Here is a 26,054-nt window from a genome sequence, read left to right as displayed (position 1 = left end):
AAGCGGTGGCGCGGCACGCGCCGCGCGCACCGCAATACGCGCATCTTAACGCCCGTGCGAAGCCGTGCGGCACGCGCGTCGCGACCTGCCGCGCGCGGCCGCCCGATGCGCGCCGGCCGCGCCCGCGCAGGCCGCCCGGACGGGGCCGACGGCACGCCCGCCCGCGTTCCGGCCGCATCCGCTCGCCGATCCGGTAAAATTACGCGTTTCAGCACACTAACAAGCCGCGCCGCCGCGCGAGCCGACTCTCCGGGCCCCGCCCGGAGAGTCGGCCGCAACGGAGCGCCAGCGCCACGAAGGCTCTTCATGCTTACGTTTCAGCAAATCATCCTGACGCTGCAGTCCTACTGGGACAAGCAGGGTTGCGCCCTGCTCCAGCCCATCGACATGGAAGTCGGTGCAGGCACGTCGCACGTGCACACGTTCCTGCGCGCGGTCGGCCCCGAGCCGTGGCGCGCCGCGTACGTGCAGCCGTCGCGCCGCCCGAAGGACGGCCGCTACGGCGAGAACCCGAACCGCCTGCAGCACTACTACCAGTACCAGGTCGTGCTCAAGCCGGCACCGGAAAACATCCTCGACCTGTACCTCGGCTCGCTCGAGGCACTCGGCTTCGACCTGCAGCAGAACGACGTGCGCTTCGTCGAGGACGACTGGGAAAACCCGACGCTCGGCGCGTGGGGCCTCGGCTGGGAAGTGTGGCTGAACGGGATGGAAGTCACGCAGTTCACGTATTTCCAGCAGGTCGGCGGCCTCGACTGCAAGCCGGTGCTCGGCGAGATCACGTACGGCCTCGAGCGCCTCGCGATGTACCTGCAGAAGGTCGAGAACGTGTACGACCTCGTGTGGACCGAGTGGGAAGAGCAAGGCCCGAACGGCCCCGAGCTGCGCCGCCTGTCGTACGGCGACGTCTACCACCAGAACGAGGTCGAGCAGTCGACCTACAACTTCGAGCACGCGAACGTCGACCTGCTGTTCACGTTCTTCAACAGCTACGAAGCGGAAGCGAAGAAGATGATCGACGCGCAGCTCGCGCTGCCCGCGTACGAGCTCGTGCTCAAGGCCGGCCACACGTTCAACCTGCTGGACGCGCGCGGCGCGATCTCGGTCACCGAACGCGCGGCATACATCGGCCGCATCCGCGCGCTGTCGCGTCTCGTCGCACAGGCCTACTACGACTCGCGCGAGAAGCTCGGCTTCCCGATGCTCGGCAACCCGCCGGGCGTGCCGGGCCTCACCACCGACGCCCAGGACGCCGCCCAGCCGGCATGGGCGCCGCCGCTCAAGGTCGAACGCAAGATCGATCAGGACTGACGAGACGAGATTCAATCCAGACATGACGCACAATCATCCCGCCCCCCTGCTCGTCGAACTGCTGACCGAAGAGCTGCCGCCGAAGGCCCTCGCGCGCCTCGGCGACGCATTCGCCGAAGGCCTCGCGCAACGCCTCGCGGCACGCGACCTCGTCGACGGCGAACTCGTGTTCGAACGCTACGCCACGCCGCGCCGCCTCGCTGTCGTCGTGCAGAACGTGCGCGCCGTCGCGCCTGAAAAGCAGGTCCGCGAAAAGGTCCTGCCCGTGTCGGTCGCGCTCGACGCCGAAGGCAAGCCGACCGCCCCGCTCGCGAAGAAGCTCGCGGCGCTCGGCCACCCGAACCTGTCGATCGCCGATCTCGAGCGCGCGCAGGACGGCAAGGCCGAAGCGTTCTTCATCAACTATTCGGCAGCCGGCGCGACGCTCGCCGACGGCCTGCAGGCCGCGCTCGACGAAACGCTCGAGAAGCTGCCGATCCCGAAGGTGATGACCTACCAGCGCCCGGACGGCTCCGACGTGAAGTTCGTGCGCCCGGTGCATCGCCTGACGGTGCTGCACGACGACCGCATCGTGCCCGTCACCGCATTCGGCGTCGACGCCGGCGACACGACGCTCGGCCACCGCTTCCTGTCCGACGGCCTCGTCGCGATCCAGCATGCGCGCGCGTACGCCGACACGCTGCGCGACAAGGGCCGCGTGATCGCGCACTTCGCCGATCGCCGCGAAACGATCCGCACGCAGCTGAACGAACACGCGAACGGCGATACCGTCGTGATGCCCGAAGCACTGCTCGACGAAGTGACGTCGCTGGTCGAATGGCCGGTCGTCTACCCGTGCCGCTTCGAGGACGAATTCCTGCAGGTTCCGCAGGAATGCCTGATCCTCACGATGCAGACGAACCAGAAGTATTTCGCGCTGACCGACGTCGGCGGCAAGCTGCGCTCGCGCTTCCTGATCGTGTCGAACATCGAGACGAAGACGCCGGGCGAGATCATCGAAGGCAACGAGCGCGTCGTGCGCCCGCGCCTCGCCGATGCGAAGTTCTTCTTCGAGCAGGACAAGAAGAAGCCGCTCGCCGACCGCGTGCCGCAGCTCGCGAACGTCGTGTATCACAACAAGCTCGGTTCGGCGCTCGCGCGCGTCGAGCGCCTCGAGGCGCTGGCCGGCGAGATCGCCCCCGCGATCGGCGCCGACGCCGCGCACGCGAAGCGCGCCGCGCGCCTCGCGAAGGCCGACCTGCTGACCGACATGGTCGGCGAGTTCCCGGAACTGCAGGGCACGATGGGCACGTACTACGCGCGCCACGACGGCGAAGCCGACGACGTCGCGCTCGCCTGCGCCGAGCACTACCAGCCGCGTTTCTCCGGCGACGCACTGCCGACCACGCCCGTGTCGACTGCCGTCGCGCTCGCCGACAAGCTCGAGACGATCGTCGGCATCTGGGGGATCGGCCTCGCGCCGACCGGCGAGAAGGATCCGTTCGCGCTGCGCCGCCACGCACTCGGCGTGCTGCGCCTGCTGCTCGAGAAGCAGCTGCCGCTCGATCTCGTGTCGCTGCTGCGCACGGCCCATGCACGCTTCGAAGGCGTGCCGGGCGTCGCCGAATCGACCGACGCGATCCTCGCGTTCTTCATGGATCGCCTGCGCGGCCTGCTGCGCGAGCGCGGCTATTCGGCCGGCGAAATCGATGCGGTGCTGAGCCTGAACCCGACGCGCGTCGACGATCTCGTCGCGCGCCTCGACGCGGTGCGCGAATTCACGCACCTCGCGGAAGCCGAAGCACTCGCGGCCGCGAACAAGCGGATCTCGAACATCCTGAAGAAGTCGGACGGCGGCGCGAACGGTGCGGTGCAGCCGACGCTGCTCGTCGAGGCCGCCGAGAAGGCGCTGCACGAACAGCTCGCGGCCGTGACGCCGCACGTGCAGTCGCAGCTCGAGGCGCGTGCGTACACGGGCGCGCTGTCGGCGCTCGCCGCGCTGCGCGCACCGGTCGACACGTTCTTCAACGACGTGATGGTCAACGCGGAAGATCCGGCACTGCGCGCGAACCGTCTCGCGCTGCTGTCCGCGCTGCACCAGCAGATGAACTGCGTCGCCGACATCTCGAAGCTCGCCGCATAAGGGCCGCACGATGCCGACCAGCCCCAACCGAAAGCTCGTCGTCCTCGACCGGGACGGCGTGATCAACGTCGATTCGGATGCGTTCATCAAGACGCCCGACGAATGGATCGCGCTGCCCGGCGCCCTCGAGGCGATTGCCCGGCTCAACCACGCGGGGTATCGCGTGGTCGTCGCGACCAACCAGTCCGGCATCGGTCGCGGGCTGTTCGACATGGCCGCGCTCAACGAGATGCACCTGAAGATGCATCGCGCGGCGGCCGCGGTCGGCGCGCGGATCGACGCGGTGTTCTTCTGCCCGCACACGGCCGAGGATCACTGCGACTGCCGCAAGCCGAAACCCGGGATGATGCAGATGATCGCCGAGCGCTTCGAGATCGATCCCGATCACACGCCGGTGGTCGGCGATTCGCTGCGCGACCTGCAGGCCGGCGTCGCGGTCGGCTTCCAGCCGTACCTCGTGCTCACCGGCAAGGGCAAGAAGACGCTCGCCGCCGGCAACCTGCCGCCCGGCACGAAGGTCCACGACGACCTGCGCGCGTTCGCGCTCGATTTCCTTTCACACGAACACGAGTGATGCGGCCGCCGCGCGCATCCTCCCTAACGCCAGACTTACGCCGATGCGCTTCGTCCGCTCCCTGCTGCTGCTGATCTACTTCGTCGTGTACACGGTGCCGTACGCCACCGCGTGCTTCATCGCCTTTCCGTTCATGCGCGCCGACGCGCGCTACTGGATGGCGGCCGGCTGGTGCAAGTCCACGCTGTGGGTCGTGCGCTGGCTGAACGGCATCCGCTACCGGATCGAAGGCTACGAGAACCTGCCCGACGGCCCGGCCGTGCTGCTGTCGAAGCACCAGTCCGCATGGGAAACGCTCGCGTTTCCCGCGCTGATGCCGAAACCGCTCTGCTACGTGTTCAAGCGCGAGCTGCTGTACGTGCCGTTCTTCGGCTGGGCGCTCGGGCTGCTGCACATGGTCAACATCAACCGCAAGGAAGGCAAGAACGCGTTCACGTCGGTGATCCGCCAGGGCAAGAAGCGCCTGTCGGAAGGCGCATGGATGATCATGTTCCCGGAAGGCACGCGCACGCCGGTCGGCAAGCAGGGCAAGTACAAGACGGGTGGCGCGCGCTTCGCGATCGAAACCGGCGCACCCGTCGTACCGATCGCGCACAATGCAGGCCGGGTGTGGCCGCGCAACTCGTTCACGAAATTCCCGGGCGTCGTCACCGTGTCGATCGGCAAGCCGATTCCCAGCGAGGGGCTGACGCCCGATGCATTGAACTCGCAGGTCGAAGCATGGATCGAAGCGGAAATGCGCCGGATCGATCCGGATTCGTATCGCCAGGCGGGCAACGCCGGCACGCGCGATGCCGCGCGTGTCTGACGCCCCCGGGTGGCAGCCGTTGCGTACGACAAAAAGAAGCGAACTGATGAAACAGCGTCCGCGGCCACGGCCTGCCGTCGTGGCCCTCGATCATCGCCAGATGGATCTGCCGCTCTTCGACGGGCCGGCCGCCGCGCCGTCGGCGCCCGCTGCCCCGCCCGCGCCGACCGAAGCGGCCCCCGCTGCGCCCCTCGATCCGGGCCCCGCGCCCGACCGCTCGCGCGTGCGGACGTTCGCACTCGACAGCCGCGTGCTCGAATACCGCCTGAAGCGCTCGGCGCGCCGGACGATCGGCTTCACGATCGACGGCAGCGGGCTGTCGATCACCGCGCCGCGCTGGGTCACGCTCGCCGACATCGAAGCCGCGATCGCCGAGAAACAACGCTGGATCTTCGCGAAGCTCGCCGAGTGGAAGACGCGCACCGAGCAGCGCGCGCTGCCGCAGATCGACTGGCGCGACGGCGCGCAGCTGCCCTATCTCGGCAAGACGGTGACGATCGCGCTCGGCGCGGGCGCCGTCGCATTCGACGCCGATGCGTTGCGGCTCTCGCTGCCGCTGCCCGTGCAGGCCGACATGCAGCAGATCAAGGATCGCGTGCAGGGCTGGCTGCAGGGCGAAGCCCGGCGGATCTTCGGTGAACGCCTCGCGGTGTACGCGGAGAAGCTCGGCGTCACGTATTCGATGTATGCGCTGTCGTCGGCCGCGACGCGCTGGGGCAGTTGCTCGAGCGACGGCAAGATCCGCCTGAACTGGCGGCTGATCCATTTCCCGATGTCGATCATCGACTACGTCGTCGCGCACGAGCTGTCGCACCTGCGCGAAATGAACCACAGCCCGGCCTTCTGGCAGACCGTCGAGTCGATCTTCCCCGAGTTCCGCGAAGCGCGCCACACGCTCAAGCATCACCCGCCCGAGCTGCTGCCGTCGCTTTGACGCGCACGGCTTCGCCGCCCACGAAAAAGGGCGATGCGGGTCATTCCGCATCGCCCTTTTTTGCCGCCGCGCACATCGCACGCCACGGCCCGGTTCATCCGGCGCTCAGTGCGCCTTTTTCTGAATGAACTCGATCTTGTAACCGTCCGGATCCTCGACGAACGCGATCACGGTCGTGCCGTGCTTCATCGGGCCCGCTTCGCGCGTGACCTTGCCGCCTTGCGCCTTGATCCTGTCGCAGGCCGCGTACGCGTCGTCGACTTCCAGCGCCAGATGGCCGAAACCCGTGCCGAGGTCGTAGGACGGGGTATCCCAGTTATGGGTCAGTTCGATCACCGTGTTGTTGCTTTCATCGCCGTAGCCGACGAATGCGAGCGTGAACTTGCCTTCCGGATAGTCGTCGCGGCGCAGCACCTTCATGCCGAGCAATTCGGTGTAGAACTTGATCGAGCGGTCGAGATCGCCGACTCGCAGCATCGTATGCAGCAATCGCATGTGTTGTACTCCTGTGGGGACTTTCCAGAACCGGGAACTCTACCAGAGTCGGGTGAACTTCGCCGGGGGCGCCCAGCTCGGGGCGCCTGGCCGGGGACGCCCGGCGGGTAACGCCTGCCGGCGCAAGGGCAACGCGGAAAACAGCACGCCCCTGCTCGCCGGCTACCGAGCGGATCGGGTAACATCCTTCCACCTCGCACCAAAAGCGGGCATGCGACCCACCGCCCGAACGCGACCACCCACTCCCCCTACCGCCACACTGCCGTGCGACACCGCCGATTCGAGCGCGCCGGATGCGCCCCCCTCCCGATCTCGCAGCCGCCGCACCGAACCGGCGAGGTTCGCCGATGAGTGCACTCGCTGCCCCCGTGCGCCGCGCGCTCGACATGCGCGCCGTCGGCCTGATGCTGCTGCTGTGCGCGATCTGGGGCTTCCAGCAGGTCGCGATCAAGAGCACGAACGCCGCGATCGCGCCGATGTTCCAGGCCGGGCTGCGCTCGGTGATCGCGGCGGCGCTGCTGTGGGGCTGGGCCCGTTCGCGCGGTACGCCGCTGTTTCAGGCGGACGGCACGTTCGGCGCGGGCCTCGCGGCCGGCGCGCTGTTCGCCGGCGAATTCATCTGCGTGTTCTTCGGGCTGACGCTGACGAGCGCGTCGCACATGGCGATCTTCCTGTACACGGCGCCGTGCTTCACCGCGCTGGGCCTGCACCTGTTCGCACCCGGCGAACGGCTGCAACGCACGCAGTGGGCCGGCGTCGGCCTGGCATTCGCCGGCATCGCGCTCGCGTTCGCGGACGGCTTCCTGAAGCCGCGCGCCCCCGGCGCATCCGTGCTGGCCGGGCTCGCCGGCGACGCGCTCGGGATCCTCGGCGGCGCGATGTGGGCCGCGACGACCGTCGTCGTACGCTCGACGGCGCTCGCACGGGCGAGCGCGAGCAAGACGCTGTTCTACCAGCTCGCGGTATCGGCAGTCGTGCTGGTCGCGCTGGCCGCACTGTTCGGCCAGGTGTCGTTCGCGCACGTCACGCCGGTCGCGGTCGCGAGCCTCGCGTACCAGTCGGTGATCGTCGCGTTCGTCAGCTACCTGTCGTGGTTCTGGCTGCTGACGCGCTACAGCGCGTCACGACTGTCCGTCTTCACGTTCCTGTCGCCGCTGTTCGGCGTTGCGTTCGGCGTGCTGCTGCTCGGCGAATCGGTCGGCTGGCGCTTCATGTCGGCGGCCGCGCTCGTGCTGACGGGCATCGCGCTCGTCAACGCGCCGCCGCGTCGGCGCGCGTAACGACACCCGGTCGCGGCCCGGCATCGACGAAAACGACGCGGGGAAAATGAAAAAGGCTGCCCGCCAGGGCAGCCTCGTGAACCTCGAGCCGGCGTGCGACGCGCGCATGACGCACGCGCTGCCGTTACTCCGCGGCCTTGCGCACCTTCGCCAGCGCCTGCGCCACGCCGACGTACTCGGCCACGCTCACATCCTCCGCACGGCGCGCGAGATCGAAGCCGAGCGCATCGAAATCGATCGTCTCGCGATAGTCGCCGAGCGTATTGCGCAGCATCTTGCGGCGCTGCGAGAACGCCGCGGTGACGATTTCGCCGAGCAGCCCGGGATCGACATCCGGCAGTTCGTGCGGCTCGTACGGAATCATCCGGACGATCGCCGAATCGACCTTCGGCGGCGGCTGGAACGATTCCGGCGGCACGTCGAGCATCTTTTCCATCACGTAGCGGTACTGCAGCATCACCGACAGACGCGAAAACGCCTTCGTGCCCGGCTCCGCGACCATCCGTTCGACGACTTCGTTCTGCAGCATGAAGTGCTGGTCGATGACCGCGTCGGCGAACGTCATCAGGTGAAACAGCAGCGGGCTGGAAATGTTGTACGGCAGGTTGCCGACGATCCGCAACGACGGCTTGTCGCCGGGTGCCGCGAGCGAGCGGAAGTCGAACGCGAGCGCGTCGCCCGCATGCAGTTCGAGCAGCGCGCCGAAGCGTTGCTGCAGGCGCCCGATCAGGTCGCGGTCGAGCTCGACCGCATGCAGCGGCGACTCGGGCGTCGCGAGGCGCGCGATCAGCGGCTCGGTCAGCGCGCCGAGCCCGGGGCCGATCTCGACCATGCGCTGGCCGCGCGCGGGGCCGATCGTCGCGACGATCGAGTCGATCACGCCGTGATCGACGAGGAAGTTCTGCCCGAAGCGCTTGCGCGCGAAATGGCCTTGGTGCTGTCTGCTGTTCGACATCGACTGAGTAAAACGAAAAATACGACGAATGAGGTAAAAGCCGGGCCGCCTCAGGCGGTGCGGCGATGGCGCGCCATCGTGACGGCCGTGTCGAGCGCGGCGATCATGCTGCCCGGATCCGCGCGGCCCGTGCCGGCCAGATCGAGTGCCGTGCCGTGATCGACCGACGTACGGATGATCGGCAGCCCGAGCGTCACGTTGATGCCCTCGCCGAACGTCGCGTACTTCAGCACGGGCAGGCCCTGGTCATGGAACATCGCGAGCACGCAATCGGCATCGGCGAGGTGACGCGGCTGGAACAGCGTGTCGGCCGGATACGGGCCGCGCGCGTCGATGCCCTGCGCGTTCGCGCGGGCCAGTGCCGGCGAGATCACGTCGATCTCCTCGCGGCCGAGATAACCGTTCTCGCCCGCGTGCGGGTTCAGGCCCGTCACGAGAATGCGCGGCGCGGCGAGACCGAAGTCGCGCCGCAGGTCGCGATCGATGATCGCGAGCGTCTCGACGAGCCCGTCGACCGTCAGTGCGGCCGACACGTCCTTCAGCGGCAGGTGCGTGGTCGCGAGCGCCACGCGCAGCGGCCGGTGGCCGGTACCGGCCAGCATCATCACGACACGCGGCGTATGCGTGCGCTCCGCTAGGTACTCGGTATGGCCGGTGAACGGCACGCCCGCATCGTTGATCGTGCTCTTCTGCAACGGCGCGGTGACGATCGCGTCGTACCGGCCCGCCAGCGCGCCGTCGATTGCCGCGTCGAGCAGCCCGAGCACGTAAGGGCCGTTCGCCGCGTCCAGCCTGCCCGCCTGCGCGGGCACGGCGAGCGCGTGATGCGCGACCGACACCGGCCCGCTGCCGGCCAGCGTGGCCCGGTCGGCGCCGACGGCCGCCGCACGCGCGTCGAGCAGCGCCGCATCGCCGAGCACGGTGAAATGCGCGTCGGGCCAGCGCTGCGCGGCATCACGCAGCGCCTGCACGGTCAGTTCCGGGCCGACCCCCGCGGGTTCGCCGGTCGTGATCGCGATCTGCAGCGCGGGCGTGGTCATCGGAAGCTCGCTCAGTTCGCCGGGCCGACGCCGCCGATCTTGTACTGTACGTACGACGAATCGCGCAGCTCGCGCAGCCAGTCGGCATACGCCTGCTCGGCCTTGCGCTGGCCGATCGCCTGACGCGCGATATCCATCTGCTGCTGCACCGAACCTTCCGCTTCGCGGCGGCCCAGCACCTGGATCAGGTGATAGCCGTACTCGGTACGGATCGGCTGGCTGATCTGGCCGTCCTGCAGGTTGTTCATCGCGCGCTCGAATTCCGGCACGGTCTCGCCCGGACTGATCCAGCCGAGATCGCCGCCCTGCGACGCCGAACCGTCCTGCGAATACGTGCGCGCGAACTTCGCGAAATCGCCGCCGGCCTCGACCTGGTTGCGGATGTCGGCCAGTTGCTGGCGCGCCTGGCCTTCGGACTTGCCTTCGCCCACGCGCAACAGGATGTGGCGCACGTGCGTCTGGACGATCTTCGGTGCCGCGGCCGACGCGCCCTGGCTCTGGCGACGATCGACGAGACGCACGATCTCGAAGCCGTCCGGCACGCGGATCAGCGTCGGGTTGACCTGGCCCGGGCGCAGCTTCGATGCGGCGTCGACGACGTCGGCCGGCAGCGCGCTCGGCGACTTGAAGCCGAGGTCACCGCCCTTCTTCGCGTCGTTCGCTTCCGAATTGTTCTTCGCGAGCTTCTCGAAATCGGCACCCGACTTCGCCTGCTGCAGCAGCGCGTCAGCCTTCTTCTGCGCGGCTTCGATGTCGGCCTGCGGCGCGTTGGTCGGTGCCTTGATGAAGATGTGCTGGAAGCGCAGGTCCTGCTGCTGCGACGCGTTCGGCCCGCGCTGGCTCGCGATGTAGTTCGCGACCTCGGCGTCCGACACGGTGATCTTGCCGTCGACCTCGCGCTCGCGCAGCTTCGACAGCATCAGTTCGGTGCGCGCATCGCTCGTGAAGATGCTCCAGGGCACGCCTTGCGCCTCGAGACGCGCGCGGTACTGGTCGAGCGTCATGCCGTTCGCCTGCGCGAGGCGCTGCAGCGTGGACTGTACCGTCGCGTCGTCGATGCGGATCCCGTCGTCCTTGGCCTTCTGCACCTGGATACGCTCGAGCACCATCTGGTTCAGCACCTGCGCGCGCAACTGGTCGGTCGGCGGCACGGGGGCGTTCTGCTGCTGCAGCCGGCGCGCGATCAGGCCGGCACGCTGGTCGAGTTCGCGGCCGGTGATCACGTCGTTGTTGACGACCGCGACGACTTCGTCGGCGAGCTGCGCACCTTGCGAACCGAGCGCCTGCGCCGCGGCCGGCGCAGAGGCGAGCAGCGCGGCCGCCGCAGCGAGGCTGGACACGACTGCCGCGAAACGAAGGGTTTTCTTCATTGCCACTGGAACTCCATTGAAATCGTGCTGACCGGTGCAGACAAGCCGGCGTTACTCGTAGTTGCTGAAGCGGGACATCGGCGGCGGCGGCGGCGGCAGCGGCGTGTAGCCCGGCACCCCGGCGCGGAACGCGGACACGAGGCCGTTGTCGACGGTCGACAGGCCCTTGAGCGTGAGCTGCATCATGAAGCGCGTCGACGAATTCTGCTGTCCGGACGAATTGATGCCGTTCGCCGCCCGCTGCACCCCGACCCCGAGCGCCCAGCAATCCGCGTCGTATTGTAAGCCGACCAGACCGTCGACCACGCGATCGCCGGCGAGATCGTAGTTGAAGCGGCCGATCGCATACAGGCGGCGCGTGAGCGGCCATTGCGCGGACACCAGGAACTGGTTGATCGGCTGGTTGTCGAGCGTGGTGTTCGCACGCGTATAGCGGTAGCCGACGTTGATCACGCGGCGCTCGCCCGGGCTGTAGCCGAAACCGACGCTCGACTTCACGAGCTGGTTGTTGTTCTGGTTGTACTGGAACGCCGTCTCGGACATGAAACCCGAACCGAGCTTCAGCGCGGCCCCGACGATCAGGTCCGAGTGGCGCGCCAGCACCGCACTCTGCCCGGCATTCAGCGTGACGCGCTGATCGGCGAAGTAGTACTGCTGCGCGATCACGAAACGCGCACGCTCGTCGCCGGTGCGCGGATCGATGAAGCGCGACGTCAGGCCGGCCGTGATGCGGTTCGCATCGGCGATCCGGTCGTTGCCGACGAACGTGTTCGGCTGGTAGATCTCCGCGAGGCCGAAGTCCGATTCCGCGGTGTCGAACAGCGGCGCGTTCGACTGGTCGCGATACGGCGTGTACACGTAGTACAGGCGCGGCTCGAGGGTCTGGATGAAATCCTGGCCGAACAGGCGCACCGAGCGGTCGAAGATCAGGCCCGAATCGAAGCTCACGGTCGGGATCGACTCGGTGAAGCGCTTCGGGCTGTTCGGCGTTTTCGACGACAGGTAGTTCAGGTCGTACGACGCGAAGTGGTACTGGACCTTCGGCACGACGAAGTAGCCGGGGCCGTACACGCCGTACGCGATGTACGGGTTGAAGACGACCCGGTCGCCTTCGGTCGCGTCGGCCGTCGTGATGCGGAACCGCGAATAGTCGGCTTCCGCGCCGAAGTCGAAGCCGCCGACGTTGTACTTCGTGTACTTCACGTTCAACTGCGGCTCGCGGCTGTACGGCGCGATCGACGGCGGCAGCGTCTGCCAGTGCTGGTAGCGCGCGAGCACCGACCACGGGCCGTTGTTGTACGTGAGGCCCGCTTCCTGCTGGTACAGCGTCTGCGTCCCGTTGATGAACTGGTTCGACGAACCCAGTTGCTCGGGATACAGATTGTCCGAGACCTTGTTGTAGTAGACGTAGCCGCCGAAACCGCCGCCGAAGTTCTGCTGGTGCTGCCAGTAGATCGCGTAGCGGTTGCGGTGCTCGAGCCGGTCATCCGGCAGGTAATTGGCCGTGAACGTGCCCGAATACGACGGCGACAGGTAGCGGAACGTCGCCTCGGTCATCACGCCGCGCCGCGAGATGATGCGCGGCGTGAGCGTCAGGTCGCGGTTCGGCGCGATGTTGAAGTAGTACGGCAGCGTCAGCTCGAAGCCGTTGCTCGAGTTCACCGAGAACGTCGGCGGCAGCAGGCCGCTGCGCCGCTCGCCCGACAGCGGGAACGTCATCCACGGGCTCGCGAAGATCGGCACGCCCTGGAAGAACAGCACGCCGTTGCGCGCGGTGCCTTCGTCGGCGCCCGTATCGAAGTCGAAGCGGCTGCCCTTGATGTACCACGCGGGGTTCGTCGAGCACTGGCACGCGGTATAGGTCCCGTTGACGAACACCGAGCGCTCGTTGTCGACCATGTCGACACGCTCCGCGCTGCCCGAGCCGCCCGTCACGTTGAAGTGATACTTCGGCGCCGTCATGAAGCCCTGGTTCGCCTCGATCTTCAGGTGCGCCTCGGGGCCCGCGAACGACGTGCCGGAATTGATCACCCTGACCTGGCCGTACGCATCGGCCATGTCGGTATCCTGATCGTAGTGGATCGCGTCGGCCTTCACGACGGCGTCACCGCGCCGCAGCTCGGCCGAACCCTTCGCGGCGAGATCCTGCTCGGCGGTGCCGCTCGTGTGGTCGGCGATCACGAAGGCGGCCGGCTTCGCGCCCTCCTTCAGCGGACGATCCTCGAGCTGGGGCGCGAGACGCAGATCCCACGGCGAGTCGAGCGGCTGCGGCTGCGCGGCCGCGCCCGACAGCTGCGCGTACGACACGGCCGGCACGAGGCCGGGCACGGCCAGGAGCGCGAGCGCGAGCCGCCGTTTGCGCGGCACCCCGTCACCGGGGAAAACATTCGGGAATAGCGGTTTGGGCGGCATCTATCGTTTGGCGAATCGCCCCTTGTCAGCCGCGCCGTCGCGGCACATTCGCGCACGGCGGGCCGCGCCGTCGCACCGCGACTGCGGCTGAGCGCAAACCGGGGAGGCGATCGGGTGGCGGCGCGACAGGCGGCGGGCCTGCACGGCGGAAAGCTGACGCGGGGTGCGTCAAAAAAGTCGTGGGGTATTATATGGCAAGACGTTCCCCCCTCCTCCGAGTTTCATGACGCCCCCATCCGCCGCATCCCAGCCCGACGCCCGCCTCGAAGCGCTCACCGCGTGGCTGCACCCGCTCGCCGAGCGCTACGCGCTCGACCTGTCGACCCTCGCGCCCGCATCGTCGGACGCCAGTTTCCGCCGCTATTTCCGGATTGCGTCGGCCACGAGCGCCGGCGGCACGCTGATCGCCGTCGACGCGCCGCCGCCCGAGAAGTGCCGCGAGTTCGTCCAGGTCGCGCAGCTGCTCGCCGCGGCCGGCGACCACGTGCCGGACGTGCTGGCCCACGATTTCGACGCGGGTTTCATGCTCGTGACCGATCTCGGCCGCACGCCGTACATCTCGGTGCTCGATCCGGCCGACCCGGCCGCCGCGAAACCGCTGATGCGCGAAGCACTCGACGCGCTGATCCGCTTCCAGCTCACGTCGAAACCCGACGTGCTGCCGCCGTTCGACGAGGCGTTCCTGCGCCGCGAGATGGAGCTGATGCCCGAATGGTTCGTCGGCCGCCACCTCGGCAAGCCCGTCACCGACGCGATGCGTGGCACGCTCGACCGCACCTTCGCGCTGCTGGTCGCGAGCGCCCACGCGCAGCCGCAGGGTTTCATGCTGCGCGACTTCATGCCGCGCAACCTGATGGTGTGCGAGCCGAACCCGGGCATCCTCGACTTCCAGGACGCCGTCTACGGGCCGCTGACGTACGACGTCGTGTCGCTGCTGCGCGACGCCTTCATCAGCTGGGACGAGGAGTTCGAGCTCGACTGCTTCGCGTACTACTGGGAAAAGGCGAAAAAGGCCGGGCTGCCGGTCGATCCCGATTTCGGCGAGTTCTACCGCCAGCTCGAATGGATGGGGCTGCAGCGCCACATCAAGGTGCTCGGCCTGTTCGCGCGCATCAATTACCGCGACGGCAAGCCCCATTACCTGAACGACCTGCCGCGCTTCATCGCGTATGCGCGCAAGGTCGCGCTGCGCTACCGCCCGCTCGTGCCGTTCGCGAAGCTGCTCGACGAGCTCGAGGGCAACGCGCCGGCCGACGTGGGCTATACGTTCTGATCGTTCCGACTCTCCTGACACCCGGCCGAACATGAGCAACACCCTGACGACGGCGATGATCTTCGCCGCCGGGCGCGGCGAACGGATGCGCCCGCTCACCGACACCCGCCCGAAGCCGCTCCTCGAAGCGGGCGGCAAGCCGCTGATCGCGTGGCAGATCGAAGCGCTCGCACGCGCGGGTATCGAGACGATCGTGATCAACCACGCGTGGCTCGGCGAACAGATCGAGGCTGCGCTCGGCGACGGGTCGCGCTGGGGCGTACGGCTCGCGTACTCGGCCGAAGGCGAGGCACTGGAAACCGCGGGCGGCATCGCGCAGGCGTTGCCGCTGCTCGAGCGCGACGGACAACCGGCCGTGTTCGCGGCGGTCAGCGGCGACGTGTACTGCGCCTTCGACTACCGGACGCTCGCGCCGCGCGCCGCCCGGATGGCCGCGCTCGACGCGCCGGCGATGCACCTCGTGATGGTGCCGAACCCGCCGTTCCACCCGGCCGGCGACTTCGCGCTCGGCGACGACGGCCGCCTGGCGCTCGACGGCGCCGCGCGCTTCACGTTCGGCAACATCGGCCTGTACGACACGCGGATGTTCCGCGATCTCGCGCCCGGCACGCGGCGCGCGCTGACGCCGTACTATCGCGCGGCGATCGAAGCCGGCCGCGCGAGCGGCGAACTGTACGAAGGTATTTGGGAGAACGTCGGCACGCCCGCGCAGCTCGGCGAGCTCGACGCGCGGCTGCGCGCCGCGGGCTGATCGTTTCGTGGCTGGGTGGCTGGGTGGCTGGGTGGCTGAGCCGCTGAGCGGCTGAGCGGCTGAGCGGCTGAGCGGCTGAGCGGCGGTTCGGCGGTTCGGCGGTTCGGCGGTTCGGCGGTTCGGCGGTTCGGCGGTCGATACCCCGACTCGTCAACGACCGCGCGACCGACCGGCGCCGGACCAAGCTCCAGGATCCGATGTCGCCGACGCTCCGCCGAGTCACCCGGCCCTGACGGCACCACACCGCCCGTTCCTGCCGCGCACCGCGCAATACCCGAGCCTACGCGGCCTCGGCCTCTTCCCCGCCCGCCGCCGCGCGCTGCTGCTGCAGCGCCCACATCTGCGCATACAACCCGTCGGCGCGCACGAGTTCGTCGTGCGTGCCGCGCTCGACGATCCGCCCGTGATCCATCACGAGGATCTGCTGCGCGTGCACGACCGTCGACAGCCGGTGCGCGATCACGAGCGTCGTGCGATGCCGCGCGATCTGGTCGAGCTCGTGCTGGATCGCCCGCTCCGAGCGCGAATCGAGCGCCGAAGTCGCCTCGTCGAACAGCAGCACCGGCGGATCCTTCAACAGCGTGCGCGCGATCGCGACGCGCTGCTTCTCGCCGCCAGACAACTTCAGCCCGCGCTCGCCGACCGGCGTGTCATAACCCTTCGGCAAGCTTTCGATGAAATCGTGGATGTGCGCGGCGCGCGCGGCCGCGATCACCTCGTCGCGGGTCGCGCTCGGTCGGCCGTACGCGATGTTGTAGTAGATCGAGTCGTTGAACAGCACGGTGTCCTGCGGCACGATCCCGATCGACGCACGCAACGAATCCTGCGTGACGTCGCGGATATCCTGGCCGTCGATCCGGATCGCGCCGCCCACCTGCCGGTCGAGATCGTAGAAACGAAACAGCAGCCGCGACAGCGTCGACTTCCCGGAGCCGCTGTGGCCGACCACCGCGGTCGTCGTGCCCGCGTCGATCGTGAAGGACACGTCGTGCAGGATCGGCCGCGACGCCTCGTACGCGAAATTCACGTGCTCGAAGCGCACCTGCGCGCCGGCGACCGCGAGCGGCCGCGCATCGGGCAGGTCGGCCACTTCCTTCGCGGCCGACAGCAGCCCGAACATCCGGTCCATGTCGGTGAGGCTCTGCTTCAGCTCGCGATAGACGACGCCGAGAAAGTTCAGCGGAATGTACAGCTGCAGCATGAACGTGTTGATCAGCACGAGATCGCCGAGCGTCAGCTTGCCCGCGAGCACGCCCTGCGTCGCGCGCCACAGGATGAACACGAGCCCCGTGCCGATGATCGCCTGCTGGCCGAAGTTCAGCACCGACAGCGAATTCTGCGAGCGGATCGCGGCCTTCCGGTAGCGCTTGAGATTCTCGTCGTAGCGCTGCGCCTCCCACTCCTCGTTGCCGAAATACTTGACCGTCTCGTAGTTGATCAACGAATCGATCGCCCGTGAGTTCGCGCGCGAATCGAGTTCGTTCATCGTGCGGCGGAAATGCGTACGCCAGTTGGTGACCTTCACCGTGAACACGATGTACGTGACCAGCGCCGCGAACGTCACGTACGCGTAATAGGCCTCGTACTTGACCACGAAGAAGCCGAGCACGAGCCCGACCTCGACGAGCGTCGGCAGGATGCTGTACAGCGAATACGAGATCAGTTGCTGGATGCCGCGCGTGCCGCGCTCGATGTCGCGCGACATGCCGCCCGTCTGGCGTTCGAGATGGAACCGCAGCGACAGCCCGTGCAGGTGCCGGAACACCTGCAGCGCGAGCTGGCGCACCGCGCTCTCGGTGACCTTCGAGAACAGGATCTCGCGCAGCTCGGTGAACAGCGACGTCGACAGCCGCACGAGCGCATAGGCGACGACCAGCAACCCGACGCCGCCCGCGAGCACGATGCCGGCCGACTGTTCGGCGCGGCCGAGCGCGGTGATCTGCTGGACGTAGGACAGGTGGTCGACGATGCGCTTCATCACGACCGGCACGCCGAGGTTCGCGACCTTCGCGCCGATCAGGCAGCCGAGCGCGAGCGCGACGCGCCATTTGTAGGTGGTCAGGTACGGCAGCAGCGACCGGATGGTCTGCCAGTCGTTGCGGGGCCCGGTCGAAGCCGGCGCGGGCTCGCCGGAAGCAGGAAATCGGCGCATGAGGGGAAGGATCGGCGGCGGTGCCGGGCGCGTGATCGGCGGCCGGCTCGCTCACTTTCTCGTACAATTTGCGAACGTTGTATTGTCGCAGAAGCCGCTTCGCGCCGCTGCCGGCGCCCTCGCCGGCCGGCCTGCGCGCGGCGGTATGTTTCTTACAGGATGAAAGCCCCCGCCATGACCGATTCGACCCTCGAACTCCCGCAAAAACAGCCCGCGCTGCGCGTCGTCCCGCAACCGCACGACGCGAACGTCCACGGCGACGTGTTCGGCGGCTGGATCATGTCGCAGGTCGACATCGCCGGCTCGATCCCCGCGAGCCAGCGCGCGAACGGTCGCGTCGCGACGGTCGCGGTCAACTCGTTCGTGTTCAAGCAGCCGGTGTTCGTCGGCGATCTGCTGAGCTTCTACGCGACCATCATGCGCACCGGCAACACGTCGATCACGGTCGACGTCGAGGTGTACGCGCAGCGCATGCGCCTGATGGGTGAAATCGTGAAGGTCACCGAAGCGACGCTCACCTACGTCGCGACCGGCCCCGACCGCAAGCCGCGGCAACTGCCGCCGCTCTGACGGACGAGCGCCGAGCGGCGCTCGCCCTCCACCCGGCTGCGGCCACCTCAGTGCGTGGCCGTCAGCCCGAACTCCCGCATCGCGGGCAGGAAATCGTGGTTCAGCTTCGGCTTGCGCGACAGCTTCACCAGCACGTAGCGCTGGAACGGCGCAAGCCGCTGCCACTGCGCGAGCCCGGGCGCCGTCAGCCCGGCCAGCGCGCTCTGCTGCACGAGCGACTCCGGCACGATGTCGGTGGCACGCCAGGCCGGCTGCTCGTCCGGCTGGAACCACGAGGGCTCCAGATCCGCGTGCGTACGCAGCATTTCGAACAGCGCGTGATCGAAGTTGGGCTCGATCGCGGTGTCGTCGTCGGCCGGAAAGCGTGCGAGCAGCTTGCGGTCCTCGAGCGGCAGCAGTTGCCACTGCTCGAGCGAAATCCGCAGACCGAAACGGTCGAGATTGAAACGCACGATCATCGGGATGTACGTGAAGTTTTCCGACGATTCGTGTTCGAAGGCGAATAGCAGTGGAGCGTCGCTGAGTCCCATGATCGTTACCTGATGTGGCGGATGCCGGCGCGGCCGGCTTGCCTGGGGTATTTTAGAACCTCTGCGCGCGGGCGGCGGATACGAATGCCGCCGCCCGCGCGCCGAATCAACGGGAGTGCTCGTGAATCCGACCGAATCCGGTGAAATGCGCGACGAACCGCGCGGCGCGATCGAACTGTCCGTGCGCCGCACGCGCGGCGGCGCCGTCGAGACCGCGCACGACTACGTGGGCCAGGAATGGCCCGTCGCCCTCGTCTTCAACGGCATCTCGCACGCGGTGATGATGTGTACGCCGTGCGACCTCGAAGCATTCGCGGTCGGTTTCGCGATCTCGGAAGGGATCGTCGCGCGCGGCAGCGACATCAAGGACATCGAGGTGATCCTGCACGCCGACTCCCCGCTGCCGCATGCGGAAGTCCACCTGGAGGTCGTCCAGCAGGCGTTCGCCGCGCTGAAGGACCGGCGCCGCGCGCTCGCGGGGCGCACCGGCTGCGGCGTATGCGGGATCGAAAGCATCGACCTGCTCGACCTCGCGCCCGAACGCGTGCCCGATACAGGCTTTCTCGCGCGCCTCGCCCCCGACGCGCTGACGCGCGCGGCGCAGGCGCTGCCGGCGCATCAGGCGCTCACGCGGCTCACGGGCGGCCTGCACGCGGCCGCGTGGTGCGACGCAACAGGCGCGATCCGGATGGCGTTCGAGGACGTCGGCCGCCACAACGCGCTCGACAAGCTGATCGGCTCGCTCGTGCTGTCGCGCGCCGACGCGACCGACGGCTTTGTGTTCCTGTCGAGCCGCGCGAGCTACGAGCTCGTGCGCAAGGCCGCACGGGTCGGCATCCCGATGGTGGCGACGATCTCCGCGCCGTCGTCGCTCGCGATCGAAATCGCAAAAGCGGCCGGCTTGCGGCTCGTCAGCTTCTGCCGCGAAACCGGCCACGTCGACTACGGCACGGCCTGATCGCGTTCGCGGCGGCGCGCCGGCGAGCCATCGCCGGCACGGCCTGCTCCGTCAGTCGAACTGACGGAAATCCGGCTTGCGCTTCTCGAAGAACGCCGTCATCGCCTCGCGCGCTTCGGGCGCGCGCAGCATCGCGGCGAAGTGGCCCGCCTCCTCGGCCATCCGCGCGGACGTCGCCACACCGCCCGTATCCTTCAGCAGCGCCTTCGTCACGCGCAGCGACGCCGCAGGCAGCGCCGCGAGCTTCGCCGCCTGCTTCGCCGCGAACGCGTCGAGCTCGGCCGCCGGCAGCACGCGGTTGACGATGCCGATCCGGTGCGCTTCCAGCGCGTCGAACGCCTCGCCGAGCAGCAGCTTCTCGGCGGCGACCTGATGGCCGGCCAGGCGCGGCAGCAGCACGCTCGACGCAGCTTCCGGGCACAGGCCGAGCTGCGCGAACGGCAGCGAGAACGTCGCGGTGTCGGCTGCGTACACCAGATCGCAGTGCAGCAGCATCGTCACGCCGACGCCGATCGCGAGGCCCGGCACGGCGGCCACGATCGGCTTGCTCGCGGTGCTGATCCGCGCAAGGAACTGGAACACCGGAGCGGTGTCGTCCTTCGGCGGCGCCTTCATGAAATCCTCGAGATCGTTCCCCGCGGTGAAATTGCCGTCGCTGCCGCGCAGCAGGATCACGCGGATCGCCTTGTCTTCCTGCGCGTCGGCGAGCGCATCGGCCATCGTCTGGTACATCGCCGCCGTCAGCGCGTTCTTCTTCGCCGGGCGCGAGATCGTGATCGTCATCACGCCTTCGGCGCGTTCCACTTGAATTTCAGCCACAACCGTCTCCTTTGACTTTCCTCTACCGGAACGAAAAAACGGTGCGCAAGCTTGTGGCCCGCGCACCGTCGTCGCTTTGCGTCGTGTCCTGCTTACAGGCGTTCGATGATGCCCGCGGCACCCATGCCGGTGCCGACGCACATCGTGACCATCCCGTACTTCAGGTTACGGCGGCGCAGGCCGTGCACGACGGTCGCCGCGCGGATCGCGCCGGTCGCGCCGAGCGGGTGGCCGAGTGCGATCGCGCCGCCCATCGGGTTGACCTTCGACGGGTCGAGGCCGAGATCGCGCATCACCGCCAGCGATTGCGCGGCGAACGCTTCGTTCAGCTCGATCCAGTCGAGATCGTCCTGCTTCAGGCCGGCCGCCTTCAGCGCGGCCGGAATCGCTTCCTTCGGGCCGATACCCATGATTTCCGGCGGCACGCCACGCACCGCGAAGCTCACGAAGCGCGCGAGCGGCGTCAGGTTGAACTCCTTCAGCACCTTCTCCGACACGACGAGCAGCGCACCCGCGCCGTCCGACGTCTGCGAGCTGTTGCCGGCCGTGACCGAGCCCTTGTTCGCGAATACCGTGCGCAGCTTCGCGAGGCCTTCGAGCGACGTATCCGCGCGCGGACCTTCGTCGAGCTTGATCTCGCGCGTCTTCACGTCGACTTCGCCGGTTGCGAGGTTCGGGAAACGCTCGGTGATCGTGTACGCGGCGATCTCGTCGTTGAACTCGCCGGCCTGCTGCGCGGCAAGCGCCTTGCGGTGCGATTCGACCGAGAACGCGTCCTGGTCTTCGCGGCTCACCTTCCACTGCTCGGCGACGCGCTCGGCCGTCAGGCCCATCCCGTATGCGATGCCGAAGTCTTCATTGCGATCGAAGATGTGCGGCGACATCGACGGCTTGTTGCCCATCATCGGCACCATGCTCATCGATTCACAGCCGCCCGCGAAGATCGCGTCCGATTCGCCGACGCGGATGCGGTCGGCCGCCATCGCGAGCGCCGTGATGCCCGACGCGCAGAAGCGGTTGACCGTCACGCCGCCGACCGTCTGCGGCAGGCCCGCGAGCAGCGCGCCCATCCGCGCGACGTTCAGGCCCTGTTCGGCTTCCGGAATCGCGCAGCCGATGATCGCGTCCTCGATCAGCTTCGTGTCGAAGCCCGGCACCTGCGCAACCGCCGACTTGATCGCGTGGACCAGCAGCTCGTCCGGGCGCGTGTTCTTGAAGACACCGCGCGGAGCCTTGCCGATCGGCGTGCGGCTGGCGGCGACGATGTATGCGTCTTGCAATTGTTTGCTCATTTGAGACTCCTTGCCTTATCGCTCGCTCAGTTACGCACCGGCTTGCCGGTCTGCAACATGCCCATGATCCGTTCCTGCGTCTTCTGCGTGCCGAGCAGTTCGACGAACGCGCGGCGCTCCAGCGCGAGCAGCCACTGCTCGTCGACGAGGCTGCCGGCTTCGACGTCGCCGCCGCACACGGCTTCGGCGATGCGGCTCGCGATCAGGTAGTCGTGGTCGCTGATGAAGCGGCCGTCACGCATGTTGACGAGCGATGCCTTGATCGTCGCGATCGCCGAGCGGCCAGCGACCGGCACGTCCTTCGCACGCAGCGGTGCGCGGTAGCCGGTGGCGGCCAGCGCACGCGCTTCCTTCTTCGCGGTGTCGAGCAGTTCGAACACGTTGAAGACGATCGTGTCGGACGGCTTCACGTAGCCCATCGCACGTGCATCGTGCGCGGAGGCCGAGACCTTCGCCATCGCCGCGTTCTCGAACGACTTCGTGACGAACTTCAGGATGTCGGTGGTCGCGTTCGCGGCCGTCGCAGCGTCCGCTGCGCGCAGCGCCGCTTCCTTCAGGCCACCGCCCGCCGGCACGAGGCCGACACCCACTTCGACGAGGCCGATGTAGCTCTCGACGTGGACGACGCGCTTCGCACTGTGCAGCATCAGCTCGCACCCGCCGCCGAGCGCGATGCCCGACACGGCCGTGACGACCGGCACGTTCGCGTACTTCACGCGCAGCATGCCTTCCTGGAACTTCTTCACGAACGGCTCGATACCCTTCGCGCCGCCCATCATGAACGCGGGCATCGCCTCTTCGAGGTTCGCGCCGGCCGAGAACGGGCCGCCCGGCGTGCCGAGCTTCAGCGACGTCGGCTGCCAGATCACCACGCCCTTGTAGTCTTTCTCCGCGAGTTCGATCGCCTGCACGAGGCCGTCGATCACGCTCGGTCCGATCGTGTTCATCTTCGACTTGAACGACACGATCACGACGTCGTCTTCACCCGCACGATCGTCGACCCATGCGCGCACCGCGTCGGTCTCGAACAGCGTCTTGCCGTACGTCTTCGGATCGGCGCCCGCTTCGCCGAGCAGCGGCGCGCGGAATACCTGCTTGGCGTAGACCGCGAGGTCCGAACGCGGCACGAAGCGCTTCGCAGCCGGAGCCCACGAGCCTTCGGCCGTGTGCACGCCGCCCTTCTCGGCAACCGCGCCTTCGAGCACCCACGACGGCAGCGGCACGTTCGCGAGCGCCTTGCCGGCCGCGATGTCTTCCTGCACCCACTCGGCGACCTGCTTCCAGCCGGCGGCCTGCCAGCCTTCGAACGGGCCTTCGTTCCAGCCGAAGCCCCAGCGGATCGCGAGGTCGACGTCGCGCGCGTTGTCGGCGATCGATTCGAGATGCACGCCGATGTAGTGGAACACGTCGCGGAAGATCGACCACAGGAACTGCGCGTGCGGATGGTCCGTCTCGCGCAGCAACTTCAGGCGTTCCGCCGGCGGGCGCTTCAAGATGCGGCCGACGGTTTCGTCAGCCTTCGCGCCCGAGTCGACATAGGTGCCCGTCTTCGCGTCGAGCACCTTGATCGCCTTGCCTTCCTTCTTGTAGAAACCGCCGCCCGTCTTCTGGCCGAGCGCGCCCTGCTTCACCAGTTCGGCGAGCACGGCGGGCGTCTGGTAGACCGGGAAGAACGGATCGTCGGCGAGGTTGTCCTGCATCGTCTTGATCACGTGCGCCATCGTGTCGAGGCCGACCACGTCCGCAGTGCGGAACGTCGCCGATTTCGCGCGGCCGAGGCGGCTGCCCGTCAGGTCGTCGACTTCGTCGAAGCGCAGGCCGAACTTCGCGGCCTCGGTGATCACCGCGAGGATCGAAAAGATGCCGACGCGGTTCGCGATGAAGTTCGGCGTGTCCTTCGCGCGCACGACGCCCTTGCCGACGATGCTCGTCAGGAAGGTTTCGAGCTGGTCGAGGATCTCCGGACGCGTATGCGCGGTCGGGATCAGCTCGACGAGGTGCATGTAGCGCGGCGGGTTGAAGAAGTGCACGCCGCAGAAGCGCGACTTCAGCTCGTCCGAGAAACCTTCGGACAGCTTCGTGATCGACAGGCCCGACGTGTTGGTCGCGAAGATCGCGTTCGGCGCGATGTGCGGCGCGACCTTCTTGTACAGGTCGTGCTTCCAGTCCATCCGCTCGGCGATCGCTTCGATCACGACGTCGCACTCGGCGAGCTTCGCGATGTCGTCTTCGTAGTTCGCGGCTTCGAGGTATTTCGCGTCGTCCTTCACGCCGAACGGCGCGGGCGACAGCTTCTTCAGGTTCTCGATCGCCTTCAGCGCGATCGCGTTTTTCGGGCCTTCCTTGGCCGGCAGGTCGAACAGCAGCACCGGCACGCGCGCGTTGATGAGGTGCGCGGCGATCTGCGCGCCCATCACGCCGGCGCCCAGCACGGCGACCTTGCGAATCAGGAAATTGCTCACGGGATGTCTCCGGATAGTGTCGTGCAGCGCGGAGGTTGGGGCTGCACGGAGAAGTGAGTACCAGGAACCGATGCATCCGGGCGGCGCGCCTCGCGCCCTGCCCGGACTCGCATCAGAACAGCGATTCGTCGACTTCCATCAGCGTCTTCGAACCGGCGCGTGCGGCGCGGATCGTCGACGCCGTCTCGGGCAGCAGGCGCGCGAAGTAGAAGCGTGCCGTCGCGAGCTTCGACTTGTAGAACGGATCGCCCGACGCTTCCTTGTCGAGGGCGAGGCGTGCCATGCGCGCCCAGAAGTACGAGAACACCAGGTGGCCGACGGTGCGCAGGTACGGCACGGCGGCGGCACCGACTTCGTCGGGGTTCTGCATCGCCTTCATGCCGATTTCCATCGTCAGCTTCTGCACCTTGTCGCCGATGTCGGCGAGCGGGTTGATGAACTCGGCCATTTCCGGTTTCACGCCTTCGGCTTCCGCGAATTCCGTCACGAGCTTGCCGAACTTCTTCAGCTTCGCGCCCATGTCGCCGAGCACCTTGCGGCCCAGCAGGTCGAGCGACTGGATCGAGTTCGTGCCTTCGTAGATCATGTTGATCCGCGCGTCGCGCACGTACTGCTCCATGCCCCACTCGGAGATGAAGCCGTGGCCGCCGTAGATCTGCATCGCGTGGTTGGTCGACTCGAACGCGTTGTCGGTCAGGAACGCCTTGATGATCGGCGTGAGCAGCGCGACGAGATCGGCCGCTTCCTTGCGCACCGCTTCGTCGGCGTGCGACAGTTCCTTGTCGATCTGCAGCGCGGACCAGTACGTGAACGCGCGCGCGCCTTCAGCATAGGCCTTCTGCGTGAGCAGCATGCGACGCACGTCCGGATGCACGATGATCGGGTCGGCCGGCTTGTCCGGTGCCTTCGGGCCCGTCAGCGAACGCATCTGCAGGCGTTCCTTCGCGTACGTGAGCGAGTTCTGGTACGCGACTTCCGTGAGGCCGAGGCCCTGCATGCCGACGCCGAGACGCGCGGCATTCATCATCACGAACATCGCGTTCAAGCCCTTGTTCGGCTCGCCGACCATCCAGCCCTTCGCGCCGTCGAGGTTCATCACGCACGTCGAGTTGCCGTGGATGCCCATCTTGTGCTCGATCGAGCCGCACTTGATGCCGTTGCGCTCGCCCGGCTCGCCCGACGCGTCCGGAATGAACTTCGGCACGATGAACAGCGAGATCCCCTTCGTGCCCTGCGGCGCGTCCGGCAGGCGCGCGAGCACGAGGTGGATGATGTTCTTCGACATGTCGTGCTCGCCGCTCGAGATGAAGATCTTCGTGCCGCTGATCGAGTACGAGCCGTCGCCGTTCGGTTCGGCCTTGGTGCGCAGGATGCCGAGGTCGGTGCCGCAGTGCGGCTCGGTCAGGCACATCGTGCCCGTCCATTCGCCCGACACGAGCTTCGGCAGGTATTGCTTCTGGAGTTCCGGCGCGCCGTGCGCGTGCAGGCATTCGTACGCGCCGTGCGACAGGCCCGGATACATCGTCCATGCCTGGTTCGCCGAGTTCAGCATTTCGTAGAGCGCGTTGTTCACGAACGCGGGCAGGCCCTGGCCGCCGTAGTCCGGATCGCAGCCGAGCGCCGGCCAGCCGGCCTCGACGTATTGCTGGTAGGCCTCCTTGAAGCCGGTCGGGGTCTTCACGACGCCGTCGCCTTCATACGTGCAGCCTTCGCGGTCGCCGACCTGGTTCAGCGGGAACAGTACCTCGGAGCAGAACTTGCCCGCTTCCTCGAGGACCTGGTTGATCGTGTCGGCGTCGAGGTCCGCATGCTTGGGCATTTGCTTGACTTCGGCTTCGACGTTCAGAAGCTCGTGCAACACGAATTGCATGTCGCGCAGCGGCGCGGCGTACTGTCCCATGACTCTCTCCAAAGGTGGGCAAAACGGCTCGAGCTCCTGGCGGGCG

At 67.6% G+C, this 26,054-nt stretch carries 21 protein-coding genes; 10 read left to right on the top strand and 11 right to left on the bottom strand.

Annotated elements, in window-relative coordinates; translation table 11 throughout:
- Positions 1–306 precede the first annotated feature (306 nt).
- From glyQ to E9536_RS26890, 5 genes are read left to right on the top strand one after another with little or no spacing between them, the layout of a single operon-like run.
- Positions 307–1,311: a glycine--tRNA ligase subunit alpha gene (glyQ, locus tag E9536_RS26910; protein WP_011885965.1), complete on the top strand. Its 1,005-nt coding sequence runs from the start codon at positions 307–309 to the stop codon at positions 1,309–1,311.
- Between the two features lie 22 nt (positions 1,312–1,333).
- Positions 1,334–3,433, top strand: coding sequence for a glycine--tRNA ligase subunit beta (glyS, locus tag E9536_RS26905; protein ID WP_060350316.1), 2,100 nt, complete (start codon positions 1,334–1,336; stop codon positions 3,431–3,433).
- A 10-nt stretch (positions 3,434–3,443) separates the two neighbouring features.
- Positions 3,444–4,007, top strand: coding sequence for a D-glycero-beta-D-manno-heptose 1,7-bisphosphate 7-phosphatase (gene gmhB, locus E9536_RS26900; RefSeq protein ID WP_027789173.1), 564 nt, complete (start codon positions 3,444–3,446; stop codon positions 4,005–4,007).
- 43 nt (positions 4,008–4,050) lie between these two features.
- On the top strand, positions 4,051–4,815 hold the full coding sequence (locus E9536_RS26895) for a lysophospholipid acyltransferase family protein (RefSeq protein WP_021161198.1): 765 nt from the start codon (positions 4,051–4,053) through the stop codon (positions 4,813–4,815).
- Between the two features lie 46 nt (positions 4,816–4,861).
- Positions 4,862–5,749: a SprT family zinc-dependent metalloprotease gene (locus E9536_RS26890; RefSeq protein WP_027789172.1), complete on the top strand. Its 888-nt coding sequence runs from the start codon at positions 4,862–4,864 to the stop codon at positions 5,747–5,749.
- A gap of 105 nt (positions 5,750–5,854) precedes the next feature.
- On the opposite strand, the gene gloA is transcribed toward E9536_RS26890, so the two are convergent.
- Positions 5,855–6,244 (bottom strand): lactoylglutathione lyase, encoded by a 390-nt coding sequence (gene gloA / locus E9536_RS26885; RefSeq protein WP_059525951.1) that lies wholly within the window; start codon positions 6,242–6,244, stop codon positions 5,855–5,857.
- 347 nt (positions 6,245–6,591) lie between these two features.
- Between gloA and E9536_RS26880 the strand changes: the two genes are divergently transcribed.
- Positions 6,592–7,524, top strand: a complete 933-nt coding sequence (locus tag E9536_RS26880; protein ID WP_060357049.1) for a DMT family transporter — start codon at positions 6,592–6,594, stop codon at positions 7,522–7,524.
- Positions 7,525–7,648: 124 nt separating this feature from the next.
- Here E9536_RS26880 and rsmA read toward each other — a convergent pair whose 3' ends face one another.
- Genes rsmA through E9536_RS26860 form a run of 4 tightly spaced genes read right to left on the bottom strand, consistent with a single transcriptional unit; the run spans position 7,649 to position 13,301 of the window.
- Positions 7,649–8,479, bottom strand: coding sequence for a 16S rRNA (adenine(1518)-N(6)/adenine(1519)-N(6))-dimethyltransferase RsmA (gene rsmA / locus E9536_RS26875; protein WP_027789169.1), 831 nt, complete (start codon positions 8,477–8,479; stop codon positions 7,649–7,651).
- Between the two features lie 50 nt (positions 8,480–8,529).
- Positions 8,530–9,519 carry a 4-hydroxythreonine-4-phosphate dehydrogenase PdxA gene (pdxA, locus tag E9536_RS26870; RefSeq protein WP_021161203.1) on the bottom strand — a complete coding sequence of 330 codons (990 nt, stop codon included), beginning with the start codon at positions 9,517–9,519 and terminating at the stop codon, positions 8,530–8,532.
- A gap of 11 nt (positions 9,520–9,530) precedes the next feature.
- The gene (locus E9536_RS26865; protein ID WP_027789167.1) at positions 9,531–10,889 is read right to left on the bottom strand and encodes a peptidylprolyl isomerase; all 1,359 of its coding nucleotides are present in this window, start codon (positions 10,887–10,889) and stop codon (positions 9,531–9,533) included.
- A 51-nt stretch (positions 10,890–10,940) separates the two neighbouring features.
- Entirely contained in the window at positions 10,941–13,301 is a 2,361-nt protein-coding gene (locus E9536_RS26860; RefSeq protein WP_059699917.1) for an LPS-assembly protein LptD, read from the bottom strand.
- A gap of 223 nt (positions 13,302–13,524) precedes the next feature.
- Between E9536_RS26860 and E9536_RS26855 the strand changes: the two genes are divergently transcribed.
- Together E9536_RS26855 and murU are read left to right on the top strand one after the other, a co-directional pair.
- Positions 13,525–14,574, top strand: coding sequence for a phosphotransferase (locus E9536_RS26855; protein ID WP_027789165.1), 1,050 nt, complete (start codon positions 13,525–13,527; stop codon positions 14,572–14,574).
- Positions 14,575–14,605: 31 nt separating this feature from the next.
- On the top strand, positions 14,606–15,325 hold the full coding sequence (gene murU / locus E9536_RS26850; RefSeq protein ID WP_059699913.1) for an N-acetylmuramate alpha-1-phosphate uridylyltransferase MurU: 720 nt from the start codon (positions 14,606–14,608) through the stop codon (positions 15,323–15,325).
- Positions 15,326–15,605: 280 nt separating this feature from the next.
- Here murU and E9536_RS26845 read toward each other — a convergent pair whose 3' ends face one another.
- A complete protein-coding gene (locus tag E9536_RS26845; RefSeq protein WP_136471228.1) occupies positions 15,606–17,477 on the bottom strand; it encodes an ABC transporter ATP-binding protein/permease in 1,872 nt (623 codons plus the stop codon).
- A 174-nt stretch (positions 17,478–17,651) separates the two neighbouring features.
- Here E9536_RS26845 and E9536_RS26835 point away from each other — a divergent pair, with 174 nt between their 5' ends.
- The gene (locus E9536_RS26835; protein WP_027789162.1) at positions 17,652–18,047 is read left to right on the top strand and encodes an acyl-CoA thioesterase; all 396 of its coding nucleotides are present in this window, start codon (positions 17,652–17,654) and stop codon (positions 18,045–18,047) included.
- A gap of 47 nt (positions 18,048–18,094) precedes the next feature.
- Here the strand turns inward: E9536_RS26835 and E9536_RS26830 are convergent, their stop codons facing one another.
- Positions 18,095–18,577 (bottom strand): nitrate reductase associated protein, encoded by a 483-nt coding sequence (locus E9536_RS26830; RefSeq protein ID WP_027789161.1) that lies wholly within the window; start codon positions 18,575–18,577, stop codon positions 18,095–18,097.
- 121 nt (positions 18,578–18,698) lie between these two features.
- On the opposite strand from E9536_RS26830, the gene fdhD reads away from it, so the two are divergent.
- Positions 18,699–19,535: a formate dehydrogenase accessory sulfurtransferase FdhD gene (fdhD, locus tag E9536_RS26825; protein ID WP_136471226.1), complete on the top strand. Its 837-nt coding sequence runs from the start codon at positions 18,699–18,701 to the stop codon at positions 19,533–19,535.
- 51 nt (positions 19,536–19,586) lie between these two features.
- Here the strand turns inward: fdhD and E9536_RS26820 are convergent, their stop codons facing one another.
- The 4 genes from E9536_RS26820 to E9536_RS26805 form a co-directional block, all read right to left on the bottom strand.
- Positions 19,587–20,354: an enoyl-CoA hydratase gene (locus E9536_RS26820; protein ID WP_027789159.1), complete on the bottom strand. Its 768-nt coding sequence runs from the start codon at positions 20,352–20,354 to the stop codon at positions 19,587–19,589.
- Positions 20,355–20,446: 92 nt separating this feature from the next.
- Complete coding sequence (locus E9536_RS26815; protein WP_027789158.1) at positions 20,447–21,646, bottom strand: acetyl-CoA C-acyltransferase; 1,200 nt, start codon at positions 21,644–21,646, stop codon at positions 20,447–20,449.
- Between the two features lie 26 nt (positions 21,647–21,672).
- Entirely contained in the window at positions 21,673–24,108 is a 2,436-nt protein-coding gene (locus E9536_RS26810) for a 3-hydroxyacyl-CoA dehydrogenase/enoyl-CoA hydratase family protein (RefSeq protein ID WP_136471224.1), read from the bottom strand.
- 112 nt (positions 24,109–24,220) lie between these two features.
- Positions 24,221–26,008 (bottom strand): acyl-CoA dehydrogenase C-terminal domain-containing protein, encoded by a 1,788-nt coding sequence (locus E9536_RS26805; RefSeq protein WP_060174887.1) that lies wholly within the window; start codon positions 26,006–26,008, stop codon positions 24,221–24,223.
- Between the last annotated feature and the right edge of the window lie 46 nt (positions 26,009–26,054).

The organism is Burkholderia sp. LS-044, from assembly GCF_004803625.1.
Taxonomy (GTDB): Bacteria; Pseudomonadota; Gammaproteobacteria; order Burkholderiales; family Burkholderiaceae; genus Burkholderia; species Burkholderia cepacia.
Note: the sequence above shows the minus strand (reverse complement) of the source record. Positions and strands in the feature narration are given on the sequence as shown.

Excerpts from the sequence above, each read along its gene's own strand:
- glyQ (WP_011885965.1), top strand. The coding sequence starts at position 307 with ATGCTTACGTTTCAGCAAATCATCCTGACGCTGCAGTCCTACTGGGAC.
- glyS (WP_060350316.1), top strand. The coding sequence starts at position 1,334 with ATGACGCACAATCATCCCGCCCCCCTGCTCGTCGAACTGCTGACCGAA.
- gmhB (WP_027789173.1), top strand. The coding sequence starts at position 3,444 with ATGCCGACCAGCCCCAACCGAAAGCTCGTCGTCCTCGACCGGGACGGC.
- E9536_RS26895 (WP_021161198.1), top strand. The coding sequence starts at position 4,051 with ATGCGCTTCGTCCGCTCCCTGCTGCTGCTGATCTACTTCGTCGTGTAC.
- E9536_RS26890 (WP_027789172.1), top strand. The coding sequence starts at position 4,862 with ATGAAACAGCGTCCGCGGCCACGGCCTGCCGTCGTGGCCCTCGATCAT.
- gloA (WP_059525951.1), bottom strand. The coding sequence starts at position 6,244 with ATGCGATTGCTGCATACGATGCTGCGAGTCGGCGATCTCGACCGCTCG.
- E9536_RS26880 (WP_060357049.1), top strand. The coding sequence starts at position 6,592 with ATGAGTGCACTCGCTGCCCCCGTGCGCCGCGCGCTCGACATGCGCGCC.
- rsmA (WP_027789169.1), bottom strand. The coding sequence starts at position 8,479 with ATGTCGAACAGCAGACAGCACCAAGGCCATTTCGCGCGCAAGCGCTTC.
- pdxA (WP_021161203.1), bottom strand. The coding sequence starts at position 9,519 with ATGACCACGCCCGCGCTGCAGATCGCGATCACGACCGGCGAACCCGCG.
- E9536_RS26865 (WP_027789167.1), bottom strand. The coding sequence starts at position 10,889 with ATGAAGAAAACCCTTCGTTTCGCGGCAGTCGTGTCCAGCCTCGCTGCG.
- E9536_RS26860 (WP_059699917.1), bottom strand. The coding sequence starts at position 13,301 with ATGCCGCCCAAACCGCTATTCCCGAATGTTTTCCCCGGTGACGGGGTG.
- E9536_RS26855 (WP_027789165.1), top strand. The coding sequence starts at position 13,525 with ATGACGCCCCCATCCGCCGCATCCCAGCCCGACGCCCGCCTCGAAGCG.
- murU (WP_059699913.1), top strand. The coding sequence starts at position 14,606 with ATGAGCAACACCCTGACGACGGCGATGATCTTCGCCGCCGGGCGCGGC.
- E9536_RS26845 (WP_136471228.1), bottom strand. The coding sequence starts at position 17,477 with ATGCGCCGATTTCCTGCTTCCGGCGAGCCCGCGCCGGCTTCGACCGGG.
- E9536_RS26835 (WP_027789162.1), top strand. The coding sequence starts at position 17,652 with ATGACCGATTCGACCCTCGAACTCCCGCAAAAACAGCCCGCGCTGCGC.
- E9536_RS26830 (WP_027789161.1), bottom strand. The coding sequence starts at position 18,577 with ATGGGACTCAGCGACGCTCCACTGCTATTCGCCTTCGAACACGAATCG.
- E9536_RS26815 (WP_027789158.1), bottom strand. The coding sequence starts at position 21,646 with ATGAGCAAACAATTGCAAGACGCATACATCGTCGCCGCCAGCCGCACG.
- E9536_RS26805 (WP_060174887.1), bottom strand. The coding sequence starts at position 26,008 with ATGGGACAGTACGCCGCGCCGCTGCGCGACATGCAATTCGTGTTGCAC.